Raw genomic sequence first — 16,525 nt, forward strand, 5'->3', positions numbered from 1 at the left:
ATGACGCGACGCCTGTATGCCAATCGACTCGTCGGGCTTTTCGGCGGCGCCCTGCTGGCGCTGGTGCTGTTCTATGCGCTGGCGCTGCTGGTCGCGCCGCCGGTGAACGACACGCCGCCACCGGAGCCGCTGTCGGTCTCCACCGTTCAGGCGCCTGAAGAGGCACCGGAGCCCGCGCCGGCGGCGAGTGAAAGTCTGCCCACGCCGCCGGCCGAGCCACCGCCGCCACCCAAGGCAGCCCCGATGCCGGCACCCAAGGCGACAAGCCCGGTGGCGATTCCCGAGGTCAAGACGCCATTGCCGCCGACGCCGGAGCTGACCATGGATGACAGCCTGCCGCCGCTGGAAGTCGAGCGTCCGCCCAAACCGACCCCCAAGCCGAAACCGACGCCCAAGCCAGCACCCAAGGCCAAGCCGGAACCCAAGGCGGTCGCCAGGCAGGCCGAGGCCGCATCATCGGCGCAGTCGGCGTCTGACGCGTCATCACAGGCCGCGGCGAAGCCGTCAAAGCCCAAGGCAGCCCCGGCGGCGCAGGGTGGTTCACCGCGGCCCACCGTGCGTACTGCTCCCGAATATCCGAGTCGTGCGCGTCGCCGCGGCATCGAGGGCTTCGTCGAGGTGGCCTTCGTGATTCGTCCGGACGGCAATGTCGATGGCGGCTCGCTGCGGGTGGTGCGTGCCGAGCCGTCGGGCGTGTTTGACAGGGCGGCGATGAAGGCGATCGCGCGCTGGGAATTCCCGGCCGCGGGCAATGCGCGCCAAGCGCGCCAGCGGCTCGAGTTCCAGTTGCGTTGAGGCAACCCATGACCCCATGGCGCGGGCTTTCATCGGGTGTCTGATGTGTGTCATATGTCGTCATCTCTGATGCCGTGGACTTGTCGGCAATGCGCCGAGTCATGGCAGCGGATGAACGCAAGAGGAAAGACTCATGGTAGCGAAATCCACACCGCCGCAGGACGCCGACAGTGCTGAGCGATCACGGGGCCTGATGGCGCGGGCGCGCCAGCTGCTGACACGCGGCGGGCGCCGACTCACCCGCGTGACGCTGGTCTCGACCTGCCTGATGCTGATGATGGAAGTCGGTGGCATCAGTGCGGCCCATGCGGCGACGCGCGTTTCCGCCGAAGTGGCGGGGCAGTTGCGCACGCTGCAGTCACGGCTGGATGAAGGCGATTATGACGCGGTCGGTGAGCGCGCCGAGCGTGAGGCCAAGCGCCAGCGTGGTGAAGTGCGTGCGCTGTATCTGTCATTGGCGGCCAGTGCGCGAGCGCGCCAGGGCGATCAGGCCCAGGCGGCACGTCTGTATGCCGAGGCGCGTCGCCTGCCGGGCGTCAATGCCTCCCAAGCTCGCGAGTGGCTGCGTCGTGAAGCGATGCTGCGCCTGCGCGCCGGTGAGCGCGACAGCGGTATCGCTCGCCTGGCGGAATATCTGCACGGCGGCTCGGCAAGTGCCGATGACCTGTGGCTGGCGGTCAGTCTGGAAGCCAATCGAGGTGACTGGGCGCGCGCCGAGGACTGGCTTGAGCGTGCCAGCAAGGCGAGTGCGCCGAGCGGCGATCGCCTGAAACTGGCCGTCAGCGTCTATCAGCAGACCGGCCGCCATGGCGCGGCGGTGGCGCTGGTCGAGCAGGGATTGGGCGAGTCACGCGACCCGCAGGACTGGCAGCGTGCCGTGGCGCTCTATCAGCGCCTCAACCAGAACACCCGCGCCGCCAGTACCTGGGAAGCGGCGTGGGCAGCGGGGGTCGTCAGCGGCAGTGATGCCTACCAGCAGCGAGTCGACCTGCAGCTGGCGGCCGGTGCGCCGGCGCGGGCGGCGGAGCTGATCGAGGCGGGGCTCTCGAAATCCGCGACACCTGAGGGGCAGCCGCTGCTTGACGATACCTCGGCGCTGCGTCGCCAGCTGGCGCAGGCCTGGACGGCGGCGCGCGATGTCGAGCATGCGCTCAAGGCATGGGCAGTCGTCTCGCAGCAGAGTCAGTCACTCGAGGATGCCCGGCAGTATGCCGAGCTTGCCTATGACTGGGGCCGCTGGGAAACGGCGCAGCAGGCGCTGGCCGCGGCCGGTGAGCGTGGCGATGACTCGGCGCGTCATTGGCTGCTCTCCGGCGTGGTCGCCAGTCAGCTGGAGCAGTTCGACCCTGCGCGTGAAGCCTTCAAGAAGGCTCAGGCGCGTGGCGCCGAAGGAGCCGATGCCTGGCTGAAGTCCGTCGCGCAGCGCTGATGACGTGAGACGCTGGCGATCCAGCGCTGTCTGAGCATCACTGCAACGCAAACGCCGCCTTTCCTGATCGTCCTGAGACGGGAAAGGCGGCATTTGCGTGTCTGGCGATCGTGTTCGCGCTGGTGCTGCTCAGCGTATCAGCCGATATCGGTCCACACCGGGGCGTGATCCGACGGCTTTTCCATGCCGCGCAGCGCGTAGTCGATACCGGAATCCTTGATCAGCGGAGTCAGGCCGGGGCTGGTCATGATCAGGTCGATGCGCAGGCCTCGCCTGGGCTCACGCTCGAAGCCGCGTGAGCGGTAGTCGAACCAGCTGAACTGATCATCGACTTCCGGGTGCACGTGGCGGAAGCTGTCGGTCAGCCCCCAGGCGTAGAGGCGCTCCATCCACTCGCGCTCGATGGGCTGGAAGCTGGTCTTGCCTTCGCGCAGCCAGCGCTTGCGGTTGGGCTCGCCGATGCCGATATCGCGGTCGGTGGCCGAGATGTTGTAGTCGCCCATCACCACCACATGCTGCTCTGGCTGGTGGTCTTCTTCCAGCAGGCGGAACAGCTGCTGATAGAAGCGCGTCTTGTAGGGGAACTTCACCGGGTGCTCGATATTCTCGCCCTGGGGGAAGTAGCCGTTGTAGACGATCAGCGGCTCGCCGTTCGGGCCGTCGATCTCGACGCCGATCATGCGCTTCTGGGCATCCTCGTCGTCATCCGGCATGCCATAGTGCACCCTCTTCGGCACCTGACGGGTCAGCATCGCGACGCCGTAGTGACCCTTCTGGCCGTGCCACACCACGTGATAGCCCAGCGCCTCGATGTGCGCGTGGGGGAATTCACTGTCCTGCACCTTGGTTTCCTGCAGGCCAATGACTTCCGGCTGATGCGTCTCGATCAGCGCTTCCAGCTGATGCGGGCGGGCACGGATGCCGTTGATGTTGAAGGAAATCAGGCGCATCACGCTTGGCCTCCACCATCATCCTTGGAGGAGTTGTCTTCCTTTGCTAGTGCCTCAGGGTGCAGCGGCAACAGCGGCGCGGCGTTCATGCGCTCCAGCTTGGCGGCCGCCTGGGACTTGCGCTGGTCCTTCTTCTTGGCCACGTAACGCGGGCCGGAATGCACCTGGTCCGGGTTCTCGGCGCGCCACTTCTTGAAGTCCTTGCGGCGGCCGGTACGAATCTGCACCTTGTCGGCGATGGAGCGGCTCTTCTTTCTACGTGTCATCTTCGGGCTTTCCTGTTCGGTGTCGGCAGTCGCCAGCCTTGAGTCGCACGGCAAGGCCGCGGCACGCGGGCAACCGCATCAGTTGACGGTCATTCTACCAGCCTGCGTGGGGCGGGTGCCATGAGGGGCGTCGTGGTGAGAAGCATCGCGTGTCGTGCACACGAGGTTGTCTCGTATCGAGTGCGTCATGATGCAGGGGCGCGAAGACGCCGGCGGGCTGGTACAATATGTCGGCGTTATCGTCGCTGCCCGCAGGTGAGGTGCGTGACGGGTCGCTTGAACCGGCGCCTTGCGTCTCACGCACGATGGCGAGTCGCCTGCCCCTCTGGGCACGCTTCCCCTCACGCACGTCAGAGACAACGGCTTGCCGGACGCGCCAGTCTTGCTGCCATTGCCCGTGCCAGCGACAAGCAATATGTGAGTGTTACCTGAATGACCCCGACAGGGGCGCTGCCCGATCCACGACGATGAGCGGCGGCGCACTGTCAGCTGGCGAGGAGAAGGTTGCCCTGCAGCCTGTTCCTCGCCCGAAGAAGAAGCCCTTTCGACCGACATGCAGTATCGGCCGTCCTTGTGGCGACCCATGAGCCTGTCCGCTACGTGAGCCCGGCGATGACATGACCGTTGCCACGTGAGTGAACCCTCATGGCAGACGTCCGCTCCAGTCCCTTGCCGAACATTCGGGCAAGGGCGCGCTGGATGCGTGAATCCGTCAAGAACAGGTGAGAGCATTCGTGTCCTTACTGCACCCGAGGCCTGCGCGGCCCCGGAGACGCACACCCAGGGGGTGTTGCCGCACAAGGGCAGGGGATGGCTCCCAATCCGGTAAAGGCGCATGCAGCCCGAGACTACCGCGCATCAGGCGCGAGTCAGGCGAACCAGGTGAGACGACTGGGCATGACGAACCAGCCGGATGTGGCCTGTCACGGCGAGATTCCGAGAACGACCCGCGCCTGTCGCATATGAACCCTTGAAAAGAACGGATTACATGAGCGAGACGGATCAGACCCAGCCAGCCGCTGAGCAGACTCAGCAAGAGCCGCAGGACCCGAACCAGAAGCCGAGAAAACCCAAGCGTCGTCGTCGCAAGCCGCGTCGCTCCCAGTCCAAGTGGAACCTCGATCAGTTCCCGGTCGCGCCGGTCGCCGGCCAGTGGCGCTTCCATGATTTCGATCTGCCGCTGCCGCTGATGCGTGCCATCCAGAAGGCCGGCTTTGAATACTGCACCCCGATCCAGGCCCAGACCTTCGAGAAGGCGCTGCTGGGTGGTGACGTGGTCGGCCGTGCCCAGACCGGCAGCGGCAAGACCGCCGCCTTCCTGATCGCCACCCTGGCCTACTTCCTGGAAGAGAAAGCGCCGGAAGGCCAGAAGCCTGGCGCGCCGCGTGCCGTCATCATCGCGCCGACCCGTGAGCTTGCGCTGCAGATCGAGAAGGACGCCAAGGCGTTCTCCGAATTCGCGCGCATCTCGGTGGCCTGCGTGGTGGGCGGCATGGACTACCAGAAGCAGCGTGAACGCCTCGAGCGCAAGGTCGACCTGCTGGTCGCCACGCCAGGCCGCCTGCTCGATTTCCACACCAAGCGCGATGTCGATCTCTCCGAGACCGAGGTGCTGGTGGTCGACGAAGCGGACCGCATGCTGTCGATGGGCTTCATTCCTGACGTCAAGCGCATCATCCGCGCCACGCCACGTCCCGAAGAGCGCCAGACGCTGCTGTTCTCCGCCGAACTGTCTTCCGACGTGCTGGGGCTGGCCGAGCAGTGGACGCATGAGGCAACTCAGGTCGCGGTCGAGCACGAAGCGACGGCTGCCATCGCGGCGGACAACGACGCCGTGCAGAGCTACACCGTGAGCGATGATGACAAGCTGCGTCTGTTGATCAATCTGGTGAAGCAGGGCGAGATGGAGCGCTCCGTGGTCTTCGGCAACAGCCGTGGGCTGGTGCGCAGGATCAACGCCGCTCTCAAGGAAGCCGGTATCGAGTCGGCGGTGATGTCCGGCGCCGAGACCCAGACCGAGCGCCTGGAAGCCCATGAGGCCTTCCGCAACGGCAAGCTCAAGGTGCTGGTGGTCAGCGATGTCGCCGGGCGCGGCTTCGCACTCGAAGACGCGACCCATGCGATCAACTTCACGCTGCCGGAAGTGCCGGAAGACTACGTCCACCGTGCAAGCTTCAGCGATGTGACCTTGATCAGCTTCGTCGGTGAGGAAGATGTCTTCTCACTGCCGGAGATCGAGGACTACCTGCAGGAAACGCTGCCGCGTCAGCAGCCGCCCCAGGGCCTGTTGTAACGCCTGCTTGCCTCCGACCAGCCAAAGAAAGGTGGCCGGCCGCGCGGGGCAGTCGAGGTAGATGGCAGTAGCACGCAAAGACGGCGGACAGCTCAGGCTGTTCGCCGTCTTGCGCTCCATGATCCGCTGGCTTGACGACGAGTGGCCAGTCGCCAGTCGCCAGTCGCCAGTCGCCAATTGTTGTTGACCGTAACCGGCTGTCGTGGGGTAGGGGTGGATGGCCAGTTGAGGAGAGAGACACGCAATGCTGGAAGATAGCCTCAAGGGCGAGATTCAGGGCGCCTATCGCAAGTTGCTCGAGGGTCTTGAGCTGACGCCGCGCTATGGGCAGCGGCTGATGATCGCCGAGATCGCGCGCACCCTGGGCAACATCGAGCAGAATCCGGAAGGCTATCGCCTCGGCAACGAGCATGTCTGCGTGCTGGAGGCCGGTACCGGTACCGGCAAGACGCTGGCCTATCTGCTCTCCGCGCTGCCGGTGGCCAAGGCGCGCGGCAAGCGGCTGGTGGTCTCGACCGCGACCATCGCGCTGCAGGAACAGGTCATGCATCAAGACCTGCCGGCGCTCAAGAAGCATTCGGGGCTGAGCTTCGACTATGCGCTGGCCAAGGGTCGTCGCCGTTACCTGTGCGTGCAGAAGCTCGACCAGGCGCTGGAAGGGGTCGAGGACAACCCGACCATGGCGCTGTTCGAGCGCGACATGATCGCCAGCGACGGCGGCGGCTTCGTGGAGCTGGCCGGCAAGATGGCCGAGGACTATGCCAGCGGCGAGTGGGCAGGGGATCGCGACAGCTGGCCGTTGCAGATCGAGGACCGCGACTGGGCGCGTCTGACCACCGACCATCGTCAGTGTACCAATCGCCGCTGCAGCCACTTCTCGGCCTGCGCCTTCTTCCGGGCCCGTCGTCAGCTGGAGCAGGCCGACATCATCGTCGCCAACCATGACCTGGTGCTGGCGGATCTCTCGCTGGGTGGCGGGCTGGTGCTGCCATCGCCCAGTGACTGCATCTATGTCTTCGACGAGGCGCACCATCTGCCCGACAAGGCGCTGGATCACTTCCATCACCGTACGCCGATCAATCAGACGCTGCGCTGGCTGGGCAACCTCAAGAAGTCGCTCACCGAGCTGAATGCGGCGCTGGGCAGTCAGCCGACCATCGGCCGTCTGCTGGCGCGCATGCCCGAGTTGCTGGCGGATATCGAGCCGCGTCTGGGCGAGGTGTTCGGGCTGGGGCATCAGCTGGCGGATCTGCCCAATGGGGCCGGCGAGGACGTCACCAATCATCGCTTCGAGCGCGGTCAGGCACCGGAGGCGCTCAAGGAGCTGGGCCACAATCTGCTCAAGGGCTTCGCGGAGCTGTCACGGGCGCTGGAGCAGATCGCCGATATCCTGCGCGAGAGTCTGGACCCGGAGAAGGCCACCGGGCTGCCCAAGGAGAATGCCGAGGACTGGTTGCCGCTGGTGGCCCTGCTGCACGGGCGTGCGCTGGAAGCCCAAGCGCTGTGGGAGGCCATCGGCCTGAGCGATCCCGCGGATGGGCCGCCGCATGCGCGCTGGCTGACCTTCGAGCGCTTCAATGGCGAGCCGGAGATGACTGTCTCGGCAAGCCCGGTGTCGGCCGCGGAAACGCTGGCGCGTCACCTGTGGGGCGCCTGTTTCGGCGCAGTGCTGACGTCCGCGACCCTGACGGCGCTCAATCGCTTCGAGCGCCTGCAGGAGCGCGCGGGCCTGGCCAATCGCTATCGCTATCAGCGTCTACCCAGCCCGTTCGATTATGGCAAGGCGGTGCTGGCCATTCCGCGCGAGGCGGTGGAGCCGTCGCCGCCCGGCCCGCATGAGCAGGCGATCGTCGACTTCGTCAATGCGCTGGATGTGCGCGAGGCGGTGCTGGTGCTGTTCAGCTCGCGCAAGCAGCTGGCGGCGGTCAACAAGGCGCTGGATGGCGAGACCCGCAAGCGGGTGCTGGCGCAGAGTCGTCTGCCCAAGCATGAGCTGCTGAGTCAGCACCGCAAGGCGGTGGATGGCGGGCGCGGCAGCATCATCTTCGGGCTGGCGAGCTTCGCCGAGGGCATCGACCTGCCCGGCAAGTATCTGACCCACGTGGTGATCACGCGGCTGCCGTTCGCGGTGCCGGATGACCCAGTCGGTGCGACGCTGGCGGAGTGGATCGAGTCGCGGGGTGGCAATCCGTTCATGCGCATCGCGGTGCCGGATGTCTCCATAAAGCTGGTGCAGGCCTGCGGGCGCCTGATTCGCAAGGAGGCCGATGAAGGGCGTATCACGATTCTGGATCGACGTATCCTCACCAAGCGTTATGGCCAGCAGCTGATCGAGGCCTTGCCGCCCTTCGTGCGCGAGATCGATGGCGTGCGTCAGAACTGATGGGCCAGAACTGATGGATCAGGACTGATGGTTCAGGGCTGGACGGTTAGAGCTGGCCCGTCAGCTGCCGACCCAGCGGCCACAAAAAAGCCCCGCCAATCGGCGGGGCTTTTTCAGGACGAGACACCCAATGCTGCCGGCCTGAAGCCAGTGGTCTCAGGTTTCTGGCTCAGGCTTCGGCAGGCTGCTCGAGGCGAGCGCGCAGCGCGTCCTTGAGCTTGGCGTCCATGGTCTTGAAGGTGTCTTCGGTGGTGGCCCAGTCGATGCAGGCATCGGTGATGGAAACGCCGTATTCCATCTTGCTGCGGTCGGCATTGATCTTCTGCGCGCCCCAGTTGATGTGCGACTCGACCATCAGGCCCATGATGGAGCGATTGCCCTCGAGGATCTGCTGGGTGACGTTCTCCAGTACCAGCGGCTGCAGGCCCGGGTCCTTGTTGGAGTTGGCGTGGGAACAGTCGACCATCAGGTTGGCGGTGACGCCGGCCTTGGCCAGTTCCTGCTCGGCCAGCGCGACGCTGACGCTGTCGTAGTTCGGCTTGCCGTTGCCGCCACGCAGCACGACGTGACCGTAGGCGTTGCCGCGCGTGCGGATGATCGCGACCTGGCCTGCCTGGTTGATGCCCAGGAAGTTATGGCCGTGGGACACGGACTGCAGGGCGTTGACGGCGACATCCAGCGAGCCGTCGGTGCCGTTCTTGAAGCCGACCGGGCACGACAGGCCGGAGGCCATCTCGCGGTGGGTCTGGGATTCGGTGGTACGTGCACCGATGGCGGACCAGCTGATGCAGTCCTGCAGGTACTGCGGGGAGATCGGGTCGAGGGCTTCGGTGGCCAGCGGCAGCCCCATCTCGGCCAGTTCGACCAGCAGGCCGCGCGCGATGTGCAGGCCTTCCTCGATCTCGAAGGTGTCATTGAGGTGCGGGTCGTTGATCAGGCCTTTCCAGCCGACGGTGGTGCGCGGCTTCTCGAAGTAGACGCGCATCACGATATAGAGGCTGTCCTTCACTTCTTCGGCCAGCACCTTCAGGCGGCGCGCGTAATCACGGGCGGCGTCCAGGTCATGGATGGAGCAGGGGCCGACCACGACCAGCAGGCGCGGGTCTTCACCGTCCAGAATGCGCTGGATGGTGCGGCGGCCTTCGATGACGGTCTCTTCGGCCTTGGCGGTCAGCGGGATGTCCTGCTTGAGCGCTTCGGGGGTGATCAGCACGTCCTGGGACAGGACGTTGAGGTTGTTGACGTGTTGTTCTGACATGACAGTGTCCTGAGCGGTGTGCGGTGTGCGGTCTGCATGGCGGCTGGCAGAGTCAGACGGGCGTCTTTGCGCCCGCCATCCGTGTTGTGCGTACTGAATGATGCCCATGGTATCTGCTGCATGCCGGCTTGTCAGCGTCCTTGGGTCAAATTTAATCAACTGTCAAGTTGACTTGCGCTGACTTGAGGCTCGTATGAATCAAGATGAGCGTAAATCGTAAAGAAATCGTTACGCTTTGACGTGTCAGCGTCGCCAAACGCTGTCATGACGGGAGTGAACACGCGAAACCTGAGGCTTTGACGGCATGGCGTCTTGCCGTACAAATGATAAACAGGAACACTGTGCGTTGATTTTGGTCGCGTCAGCGGGCCGCCGGGCGCTTTATTCGCCCCGCGCCAGGCATCGCATCCATCACAACGAATATCAAAGGGGCCGGATAACGCATGCGCGAGTCGCAATTCCTGTCAGGTGCTGATGCCCCGGGGATTCCTGATGTGGAGTCCGCAAGCGGTGCCTCCACTCCCGCGGAGGGAGCGAGTGAATGAGTGTCAATGAAACGGACCAGCAGTTGGTCGAGCGCGCCCAGAAAGGGGATAACCGCGCCTTCGATCTGCTGGTCAGGAAATATCAGCACAAGATTCTCGGCCTGATCAGCCGTTACGTACACGATCATTCAGAAGTTCAGGATGTCGCCCAGGAAGCCTTCATCAAGGCCTATCGTGCGTTGCCCAATTTCCGGGCCGAGAGCGCCTTCTACACCTGGATGTACCGGATCGCCATCAATACGGCCAAGAATCATCTGGTCTCGCGTGGCCGTCGTCCGCCCGGTACCGACATGGATGTCGGCGATGCCGAGGTGGTTGATCAATCCGGTCGCCTGTCGGACATCGAGACGCCGGAAGCCGCCATGGCGCGTGATGAGCTGGAGAGGGTCGTGTTCGAGGCCATCGAGAAGCTGCCCGAAGATCTGCGCACTGCCATCACGCTGCGCGAGTTCGATGGTCTGTCCTATGAGGATATCGCCGAAGTGATGCAGTGCCCGGTGGGCACGGTACGTTCGCGTATCTTCCGGGCACGTGAAGCGGTCGACAAGGCGATTCAGGGGCTGGTCAGTCCCGCCACGGTGGTGTCTGGCGTCGAGTGACGTCGCTGTTCTGCGTCGCCTCTGTGAGAGAAAAGCCACAAGAATCTTGTTGGTTAAATTCAATCAACTCAATAGCTTGGCGAAATCTTGCATCTAAAGTGAATGTTTTCTGAATGAATGGCGGAACAATCCGTGCAGCGCGTGTTCTTACTGTTCAGTAGTCATGTAGCTCAGCGACTGCGTGCATGAGCGCTGGAAGGCGAGTGGCGAGGGGCAGGGCACGAAACCCCCTCTTCCACGGCGCAGTAACGCTGTCTGCCGTTGGTCTGCTCGGGCCATCAGCCGCCATGGTGAATGACGCCATTTGTTGCCAGGAGAGCAGATTGAAGTCGTCGTTCAATCTGACGAGTGTGAGGGTATTTACGCATGAATCTGAAGACCACCGAATCCGTGAAGGAGTCGCTGTCCGCGCTGATGGATGCGGAGGGGGACGAGCTGGATCTGCGTCGTGTCCTCAAGGGGCTCGATGAGTCTCCTGAGGCTGCAGACACCTGGCGCCGCTATCACCTGGCGCGCAGCGCCATGCATCGTGAGCGGGAAAGCACCTTCACTCTGGATATCGCATCGGCGGTCAGCGCCGAGGTCGAGCTGATCTCCCGCGAGGCTCCCGCGAGCGCACCGCCCGCGGCCGAGCGTCGCAGCCTGTTCTCCTTTGCCGGCTCCGCGGCCATCGCGGCAGGCGTGGCGGTGATGGTGATCACCGGCGTGCAGGTCTTCAATGGCGGTGACAATGGGGTGCCCGGCGGCGTGAACAGCGGTGCAGAGCTTGCCAGTGGTTCTTCCGCCAATCAGGGCGGTTCAGCCATCCAGGGTGGTACCGTACGTCAGGTCAGCCAGCCGTCGGTGAATGCCGAGGCGTCTCAGTGGGTACAGCCCGGCACCAACAGCGGCTTGATGCAGGTCGGCGTGACGCCCTCCAGCTCGCGCCCGATGTTCATGGCGCCGCAGAATGGCAGCTACGATTCCGGCATGTCGTCCAGCAATGTCGCCGCGGCGGATCTCGCCCAGCGCCGTCTGCTCGAGGCCTACTTGAGCCAGCATTCTTCGCGTGGCCCGGTGCCGGAGCGCAGCGAGTGGATCAGCCTGCAGGATGTTGCCCAGTAACGTTCGCTGGGTGACCGGCTTGCGTTGGCGTCGTAGCCAAGCCAGAGGAAAGCAGCAGGGATGGACAAGAAAAGAGGGGCAGCCATTGGCTGCCCCTCTTTTCTTGTCTGTATATCCTGGTTGCGCCCACATGAGCTGGTCGCGTCCGGCCAGCGCCGTCACTTGCCGGTGTGACCACGCTCGGCCTCAGTCATGCAGATAGCGATCTGCCGTCTGGATGTAGAGCGCCTCGACCTTGGCGCGTGCCCAGGGCGTGCGGCGCAGGAACTTGAGGCTCGAGTTGATGCTCGGGTCGCTGAGGAAGCAGTTGATGGGAATCAGCTCGCCCAGGGTCTCGAAGCCGTAGTGGTCCACCAGCCAGGTCAGCAGTGCCTTGAGCGTGACGCCGTGCAGCGGGTCCAGGCGGGAAGTGGATGGGGGTGCGTCGCTCATGCGGGCTCCTGTTGATGGTATCGTGGGCGCTTGTCGGGCCTGAGGCGCGTGAAGTGCCGCCGTGAATGACGCTATTCTACGCGTATGTGTCGCCAGTGCGCGGCGAGTTTTTGCAGGAGTCAGCAAGATGATGCAAGAAGAGGGGCAGGTCACGGGGCATGGCAAGGAAGGCGTCTGGGTCGAGACCCAGCGTCGCTCCACCTGTGGTGCCTGCAATGCACGCAGTAGCTGTGGCAGCGGCCTGTTGAGCCAGTTTTCCCGTCGCAAGCCGCATCGCGTGCTGATCCATGTGCCGGCAGGCGAGGACTTGCCGATGGTAGGCGAGCGGGTGGTGATCAGCATCGATGAGTCGGCGTTTCTGCGCAGTGCGGGCCTGCTGTATGGCCTGCCGCTGGTCAGCGGCATGCTGGGGGGCATCGTTGCCGAGCAGCTGGCGGGCGCCGGCACCCTGGCGGTGCCGTTGGGCTTCGCGCTCTCATTGGCGGCGGGCCTGATGGCCGTGCGCTGGCATGCCGCGCGCCCTGAGCGCCAGGCGCTCTATCGACCGCGCTTGATGCGTCGTCTCGGCATGGATGCGATGGCAATCAAGGCGCTGTAGTCGTCGTGCTCAAGTGATGACGTGCTCAAGTGATAGCGGTAGTCGACTCTCCCGGTAGATAGGGGAATGACTTGCGTAGTCAGCAGGTGGCGTCGTCAGTCTGCATCGGGCTGGCATCGGCACCTGTCGGATGTTGGCGACGCATGGTTGCGTCCAGCGCGGCACCAATCGCTGAACTTCAACGACGCTTCGACGTCAATGAGAAGGACGCCGCCAGCGATGTGACGCTGCCATCGTCAGTAGTTGCGTGATTGCACGCCTGATAACAAGTGATGACAGGACGTACCAGGAGCCGCACTGATGAAATCCCTTTCCCGCCTGATGGTACCTGCTCTGGCCATGGCTGCCCTGATGGGCTCCCAGCTGGTCCAGGCTCGTGAATTGCCCGACTTCACCCAGCTGGTCAAGGATTCGGCACCCGCGGTGGTCAATATCGCGACCACCACCGAGATCCAGCGCAGCTCGGGGCCGGTGTTCCGAGGGCCCAATGGCGAAGAGATGCCCGAATTCTTCAAGCGCTTCTTCGGTGATCAGCTGCCCGGCCCGGGTCGTGGGGGTATCGAGAAGCGGTCCAGCCTCGGGTCTGGCTTCATCATCTCCGATGATGGCTACATCATGACCAATGCCCATGTCATCGACGGTGCCGATGAGGTGATGGTGCGCCTCAATGACCGTCGCGAACTCAGGGCGCAGGTGGTCGGTGAGGACAAGAAGACCGATATCGCGCTGCTCAAGGTCAAGGCGGAAGACCTGCCGACCTTGCCGATGGGCGACAGTGATGCGCTGGAAGTCGGCGAATGGGTGGCCGCGATCGGCTCACCGTTCGGCTTCGACCATTCCGTCACCGCCGGCATCGTCAGCGCCATCGATCGTACCCTGCCGTCGGACGCCTATGTGCCGTTCATCCAGACCGATGTGGCGATCAATCCGGGCAACTCCGGTGGGCCGCTGTTCGATCTCGATGGCGATGTGGTGGGCATCAATTCCCAGATCTATACCCGCTCCGGCGGCTTCATGGGCGTGAGCTTCGCGATCCCGATCAATGTGGCGATGGATGTCGCCGACAAGCTCAAGACCGATGGGCGCGTGGACCGCGGCTGGCTGGGCGTCGTCATTCAGCCGGTCTCCAAGGATCTGGCCGAATCCTTCGGGCTCGACCGTGCGCGTGGTGCGCTGATCGCCGATCTTGATCCGGATGGCCCTGCCGCCGCCGCTGGCCTCAAGAGTGGTGACATCATCACCGACGTCGATGGCAAGGCGGTCGAGAGTTCGGCTTACCTGCCACGCATGGTCGGTGCCAGCTCGCCGGGCGATTCGCTCAAGCTCTCCATCCTGCGCGATGGCAGGAGTCAGACGTTGACTGCCAAGGTCGGCCATTGGCCGGGCAGTGAGCAGGCGCATGCCGGCAAGGCCAGTGATGACAAGCAGGGGCTGGGTGTTGCGGTGGCAGAGCTCGACAAGGCCAGCCTGAACGAGCTCAATCTCGATCACGGGGTGCGCGTGATGGAAGTCGACCCGCAGGGCGTGGCTGCCGAGGCAGGCATCAGCGCTGGCGATGTGCTGGTGGAACTCAATCAGCAGCCGTTGACCAGCGTGCAGGCGCTGCGCGATGTGGTCGCCAAGCTGCCGACCAACCGTCCGGTCTCGCTGCGCCTGGTGCGCAACGGTCGCCCGCTGTACATCGCACTGCGCATGCGTGCCGACAGCGACAAGTGATCCAGCCAGCGCCTGAGAAATAGTGACGAGGACTGGATTGACGAGCGCGCAGGCAACAGAAGGTGACCGCCACCAGCAGGACGGCGGTCACTCCGGTAGCAGACGGGGCGCACGGGCGACTGTGCGCCCCGTCTGCTACCGAGCGGCCCTGCGGCTCACCCGAGTTCAGGCGGGGCGTGACAGGGCCCGGACGGGCGCAAAAGGCAACGCCTTCTATCATCGCTGCAAGTCGGACTGTACAATGCGTGCAATCCGATTTCCGTCGTCTCCCGTGCTGGCCGTGTGATTTTCACGGAGACGGGCACAAATACAGAGCAGTGATCCATGACCGAACGCGTAACGCCGCCGTCCTTGAAGCATATTCGCAACTTCTCAATCATCGCCCATATCGACCACGGCAAGTCCACGCTGGCTGACCGCATCATCCAGCTGTGCGAAGGCTTGAGCGACCGTGAGCTCAAGGAGCAGGTGCTTGACTCGATGGACATCGAGCGTGAGCGCGGCATCACCATCAAGGCGCAGTCGGTGACCCTCGACTACCACGCTGACGATGGCAATACCTATCAGCTGAACTTCATCGATACACCAGGGCACGTCGACTTCTCCTATGAAGTCTCGCGCTCGCTGTATGCCTGTGAAGGGGCGTTGCTGGTGGTCGATGCCGGCCAGGGTGTCGAAGCCCAGTCGGTGGCCAACTGCTACACCGCCATCGAGCAGGGCCTCGAGGTGCTGCCGGTCCTCAACAAGATGGATCTGCCGCAGGCGGACCCGGACAAGGTCTCCCAGGAGATCGAGGAGATCATCGGTCTGGACGCGACGGATGCCTGTCAGGTGTCGGCCAAGTCCGGCATGGGCATGGAAGTGCTGCTCGAGCGTCTGGTGCGTGACATTCCGCCGCCCAAGGGCGATCCGGAAGCACCGCTGCAGGCGCTGATCATCGATTCCTGGTTCGACAACTACCTCGGCGTCGTCTCGTTGGTGCGTATCTTCGATGGCACCCTGAAGAAGGGCGAGAAGATTCGTCTGAAGTCCACCGGACGCGACTGGGAAACCGGCGCCATCGGTATCTTCACGCCCAAGCGCAAGGAAACCGGCGTGCTGCGTGCCGGTGAAGTGGGCTTCATCGTCGCCGGTATCAAGGACATCATGGGAGCGCCGGTGGGTGACACCATCGTGCACACCAAGACCGCTGATCAGGTCGAGCGCCTGCCGGGCTTCCAGAAGGTCAAGCCGCAGGTCTATGCCGGCATGTTCCCGATCAGCTCCGATGACTACGAGGACTTCCGTGACGCGCTGCAGAAGCTGGCGCTCAACGATGCCTCGCTGGACTACGAGCCGGAGAACTCCGACGCGCTGGGCTTCGGTTTCCGTGTCGGCTTCCTCGGCACCCTGCACATGGAGATCATCCAGGAGCGCCTGGAGCGTGAGTACAATCTCGATCTGCTGACCACCGCACCGACGGTGATCTATGAGGTGCTGATGGACAACGGCGATGTGCTGCCGGTGTCCAACCCGTCCAAGCTTCCGGACATGGCCAACGTCGATGAGCTGCGCGAGCCGATCTGCCGCGCTACCATCCTCGTGCCGCAGGAATATGTCGGCAACGTCATCACCGAGTGCGTCAATCGCCGTGGTGTTCAGCTCGACATGCAGTTCCTGGGCAGCCAGATCCAGCTGATCTATGAACTGCCGATGGCGGAAGTGGTGATGGACTTCTTCGATCGTCTCAAGTCCATTTCCAAGGGCTATGCGTCACTGGATTACAGCTTCGAGCGCTTCGAGGCGGCCAAGCTGGTGCGTCTCGACGTACTGATCAACGGTGATCGCGTCGATGCACTGGCGGCGATCATCCACCGTGATCATGCACATGGCCGCGGCCGTCTGCTGGTCGAGAAGATGAAAGAGCTGATTCCGCGTCAGATGTTCGATGTGGCGATCCAGGCTGCCGTCGGTGGTCAGGTCGTGGCACGCTCCACCGTCAAGGCGCTGCGCAAGAACGTGACCGCCAAATGTTACGGCGGCGACGTCAGCCGCAAGAAGAAACTGCTCGAGAAGCAGAAAGCGGGCAAGAAGCGCATGAAGCAGGTCGGCCGGGTGGAAATCCCCCAGGACGCCTTCCTTGCCGTGCTCAAGATGAACGACTGAGGCAGGCCGCCG

Annotated in this window: 13 protein-coding genes; 9 read left to right on the plus strand and 4 right to left on the minus strand. The window is 63.9% G+C overall.

Annotated features, from left to right (window positions below; translation table 11 throughout):
- Positions 1-795, plus strand: a complete 795-nt coding sequence (locus FLM52_04600; GenBank protein NVN55077.1) for a TonB family protein — start codon at positions 1-3, stop codon at positions 793-795.
- A gap of 133 nt (positions 796-928) precedes the next feature.
- Positions 929-2,224 carry a hypothetical protein gene (locus FLM52_04605; GenBank protein ID NVN55078.1) on the plus strand — a complete coding sequence of 432 codons (1,296 nt, stop codon included), beginning with the start codon at positions 929-931 and terminating at the stop codon, positions 2,222-2,224.
- 137 nt (positions 2,225-2,361) lie between these two features.
- Here FLM52_04605 and xthA read toward each other — a convergent pair whose 3' ends face one another.
- Entirely contained in the window at positions 2,362-3,174 is an 813-nt protein-coding gene (gene xthA, locus FLM52_04610; protein ID NVN55079.1) for an exodeoxyribonuclease III, read from the minus strand.
- Entirely contained in the window at positions 3,174-3,440 is a 267-nt protein-coding gene (locus tag FLM52_04615) for a hypothetical protein (protein ID NVN55080.1), read from the minus strand. The genes xthA and FLM52_04615 overlap by 1 nt, the downstream gene beginning before the upstream one ends.
- A gap of 988 nt (positions 3,441-4,428) precedes the next feature.
- Here FLM52_04615 and FLM52_04620 point away from each other — a divergent pair.
- Both FLM52_04620 and dinG read left to right on the plus strand, forming a co-directional pair.
- Positions 4,429-5,733: a DEAD/DEAH box helicase gene (locus tag FLM52_04620; protein ID NVN55081.1), complete on the plus strand. Its 1,305-nt coding sequence runs from the start codon at positions 4,429-4,431 to the stop codon at positions 5,731-5,733.
- A 244-nt stretch (positions 5,734-5,977) separates the two neighbouring features.
- A complete protein-coding gene (gene dinG / locus FLM52_04625; GenBank protein NVN55082.1) occupies positions 5,978-8,116 on the plus strand; it encodes an ATP-dependent DNA helicase DinG in 2,139 nt (712 codons plus the stop codon).
- Positions 8,117-8,285: 169 nt separating this feature from the next.
- Here the strand turns inward: dinG and FLM52_04630 are convergent, their stop codons facing one another.
- A complete protein-coding gene (locus FLM52_04630) occupies positions 8,286-9,374 on the minus strand; it encodes a 3-deoxy-7-phosphoheptulonate synthase (GenBank protein NVN55083.1) in 1,089 nt (362 codons plus the stop codon).
- A 541-nt stretch (positions 9,375-9,915) separates the two neighbouring features.
- Here FLM52_04630 and rpoE point away from each other — a divergent pair.
- Positions 9,916-10,518: an RNA polymerase sigma factor RpoE gene (gene rpoE, locus FLM52_04635; protein NVN55084.1), complete on the plus strand. Its 603-nt coding sequence runs from the start codon at positions 9,916-9,918 to the stop codon at positions 10,516-10,518.
- Between the two features lie 366 nt (positions 10,519-10,884).
- Positions 10,885-11,622 (plus strand): hypothetical protein, encoded by a 738-nt coding sequence (locus FLM52_04640; GenBank protein ID NVN55085.1) that lies wholly within the window; start codon positions 10,885-10,887, stop codon positions 11,620-11,622.
- 186 nt (positions 11,623-11,808) lie between these two features.
- Here the strand turns inward: FLM52_04640 and FLM52_04645 are convergent, their stop codons facing one another.
- Positions 11,809-12,054: a DUF2132 domain-containing protein gene (locus tag FLM52_04645; GenBank protein NVN55086.1), complete on the minus strand. Its 246-nt coding sequence runs from the start codon at positions 12,052-12,054 to the stop codon at positions 11,809-11,811.
- A 127-nt stretch (positions 12,055-12,181) separates the two neighbouring features.
- Between FLM52_04645 and FLM52_04650 the strand changes: the two genes are divergently transcribed.
- The 3 genes from FLM52_04650 to lepA all read left to right on the plus strand — a co-directional run bounded on the left by FLM52_04650 (position 12,182) and on the right by lepA (position 16,513).
- Positions 12,182-12,652: a SoxR reducing system RseC family protein gene (locus FLM52_04650; GenBank protein ID NVN55087.1), complete on the plus strand. Its 471-nt coding sequence runs from the start codon at positions 12,182-12,184 to the stop codon at positions 12,650-12,652.
- Between the two features lie 300 nt (positions 12,653-12,952).
- The gene (locus tag FLM52_04655) at positions 12,953-14,368 is read left to right on the plus strand and encodes a DegQ family serine endoprotease (protein ID NVN55088.1); all 1,416 of its coding nucleotides are present in this window, start codon (positions 12,953-12,955) and stop codon (positions 14,366-14,368) included.
- Positions 14,369-14,692: 324 nt separating this feature from the next.
- A complete protein-coding gene (lepA, locus tag FLM52_04660) occupies positions 14,693-16,513 on the plus strand; it encodes an elongation factor 4 (GenBank protein ID NVN55089.1) in 1,821 nt (606 codons plus the stop codon).
- Positions 16,514-16,525 lie beyond the last annotated feature (12 nt).

The organism is bacterium Scap17 (assembly GCA_013376735.1).
Classification (GTDB): Bacteria; Pseudomonadota; Gammaproteobacteria; order Pseudomonadales; family Halomonadaceae; genus Cobetia.

Bases quoted from the DNA above. Each gene is read 5' to 3' on its own strand.
- FLM52_04645 (NVN55086.1), bottom strand. From the start codon at position 12,054: ATGAGCGACGCACCCCCATCCACTTCCCGCCTGGACCCGCTGCACGGC.
- FLM52_04615 (NVN55080.1), bottom strand. From the start codon at position 3,440: ATGACACGTAGAAAGAAGAGCCGCTCCATCGCCGACAAGGTGCAGATT.
- FLM52_04650 (NVN55087.1), top strand. From the start codon at position 12,182: ATGATGCAAGAAGAGGGGCAGGTCACGGGGCATGGCAAGGAAGGCGTC.
- FLM52_04620 (NVN55081.1), top strand. From the start codon at position 4,429: ATGAGCGAGACGGATCAGACCCAGCCAGCCGCTGAGCAGACTCAGCAA.
- rpoE (NVN55084.1), top strand. From the start codon at position 9,916: ATGAGTGTCAATGAAACGGACCAGCAGTTGGTCGAGCGCGCCCAGAAA.
- FLM52_04640 (NVN55085.1), top strand. From the start codon at position 10,885: ATGAATCTGAAGACCACCGAATCCGTGAAGGAGTCGCTGTCCGCGCTG.
- xthA (NVN55079.1), bottom strand. From the start codon at position 3,174: ATGCGCCTGATTTCCTTCAACATCAACGGCATCCGTGCCCGCCCGCAT.
- FLM52_04600 (NVN55077.1), top strand. From the start codon at position 1: ATGACGCGACGCCTGTATGCCAATCGACTCGTCGGGCTTTTCGGCGGC.
- FLM52_04605 (NVN55078.1), top strand. From the start codon at position 929: ATGGTAGCGAAATCCACACCGCCGCAGGACGCCGACAGTGCTGAGCGA.
- FLM52_04655 (NVN55088.1), top strand. From the start codon at position 12,953: ATGAAATCCCTTTCCCGCCTGATGGTACCTGCTCTGGCCATGGCTGCC.
- lepA (NVN55089.1), top strand. From the start codon at position 14,693: ATGACCGAACGCGTAACGCCGCCGTCCTTGAAGCATATTCGCAACTTC.
- FLM52_04630 (NVN55083.1), bottom strand. From the start codon at position 9,374: ATGTCAGAACAACACGTCAACAACCTCAACGTCCTGTCCCAGGACGTG.
- dinG (NVN55082.1), top strand. From the start codon at position 5,978: ATGCTGGAAGATAGCCTCAAGGGCGAGATTCAGGGCGCCTATCGCAAG.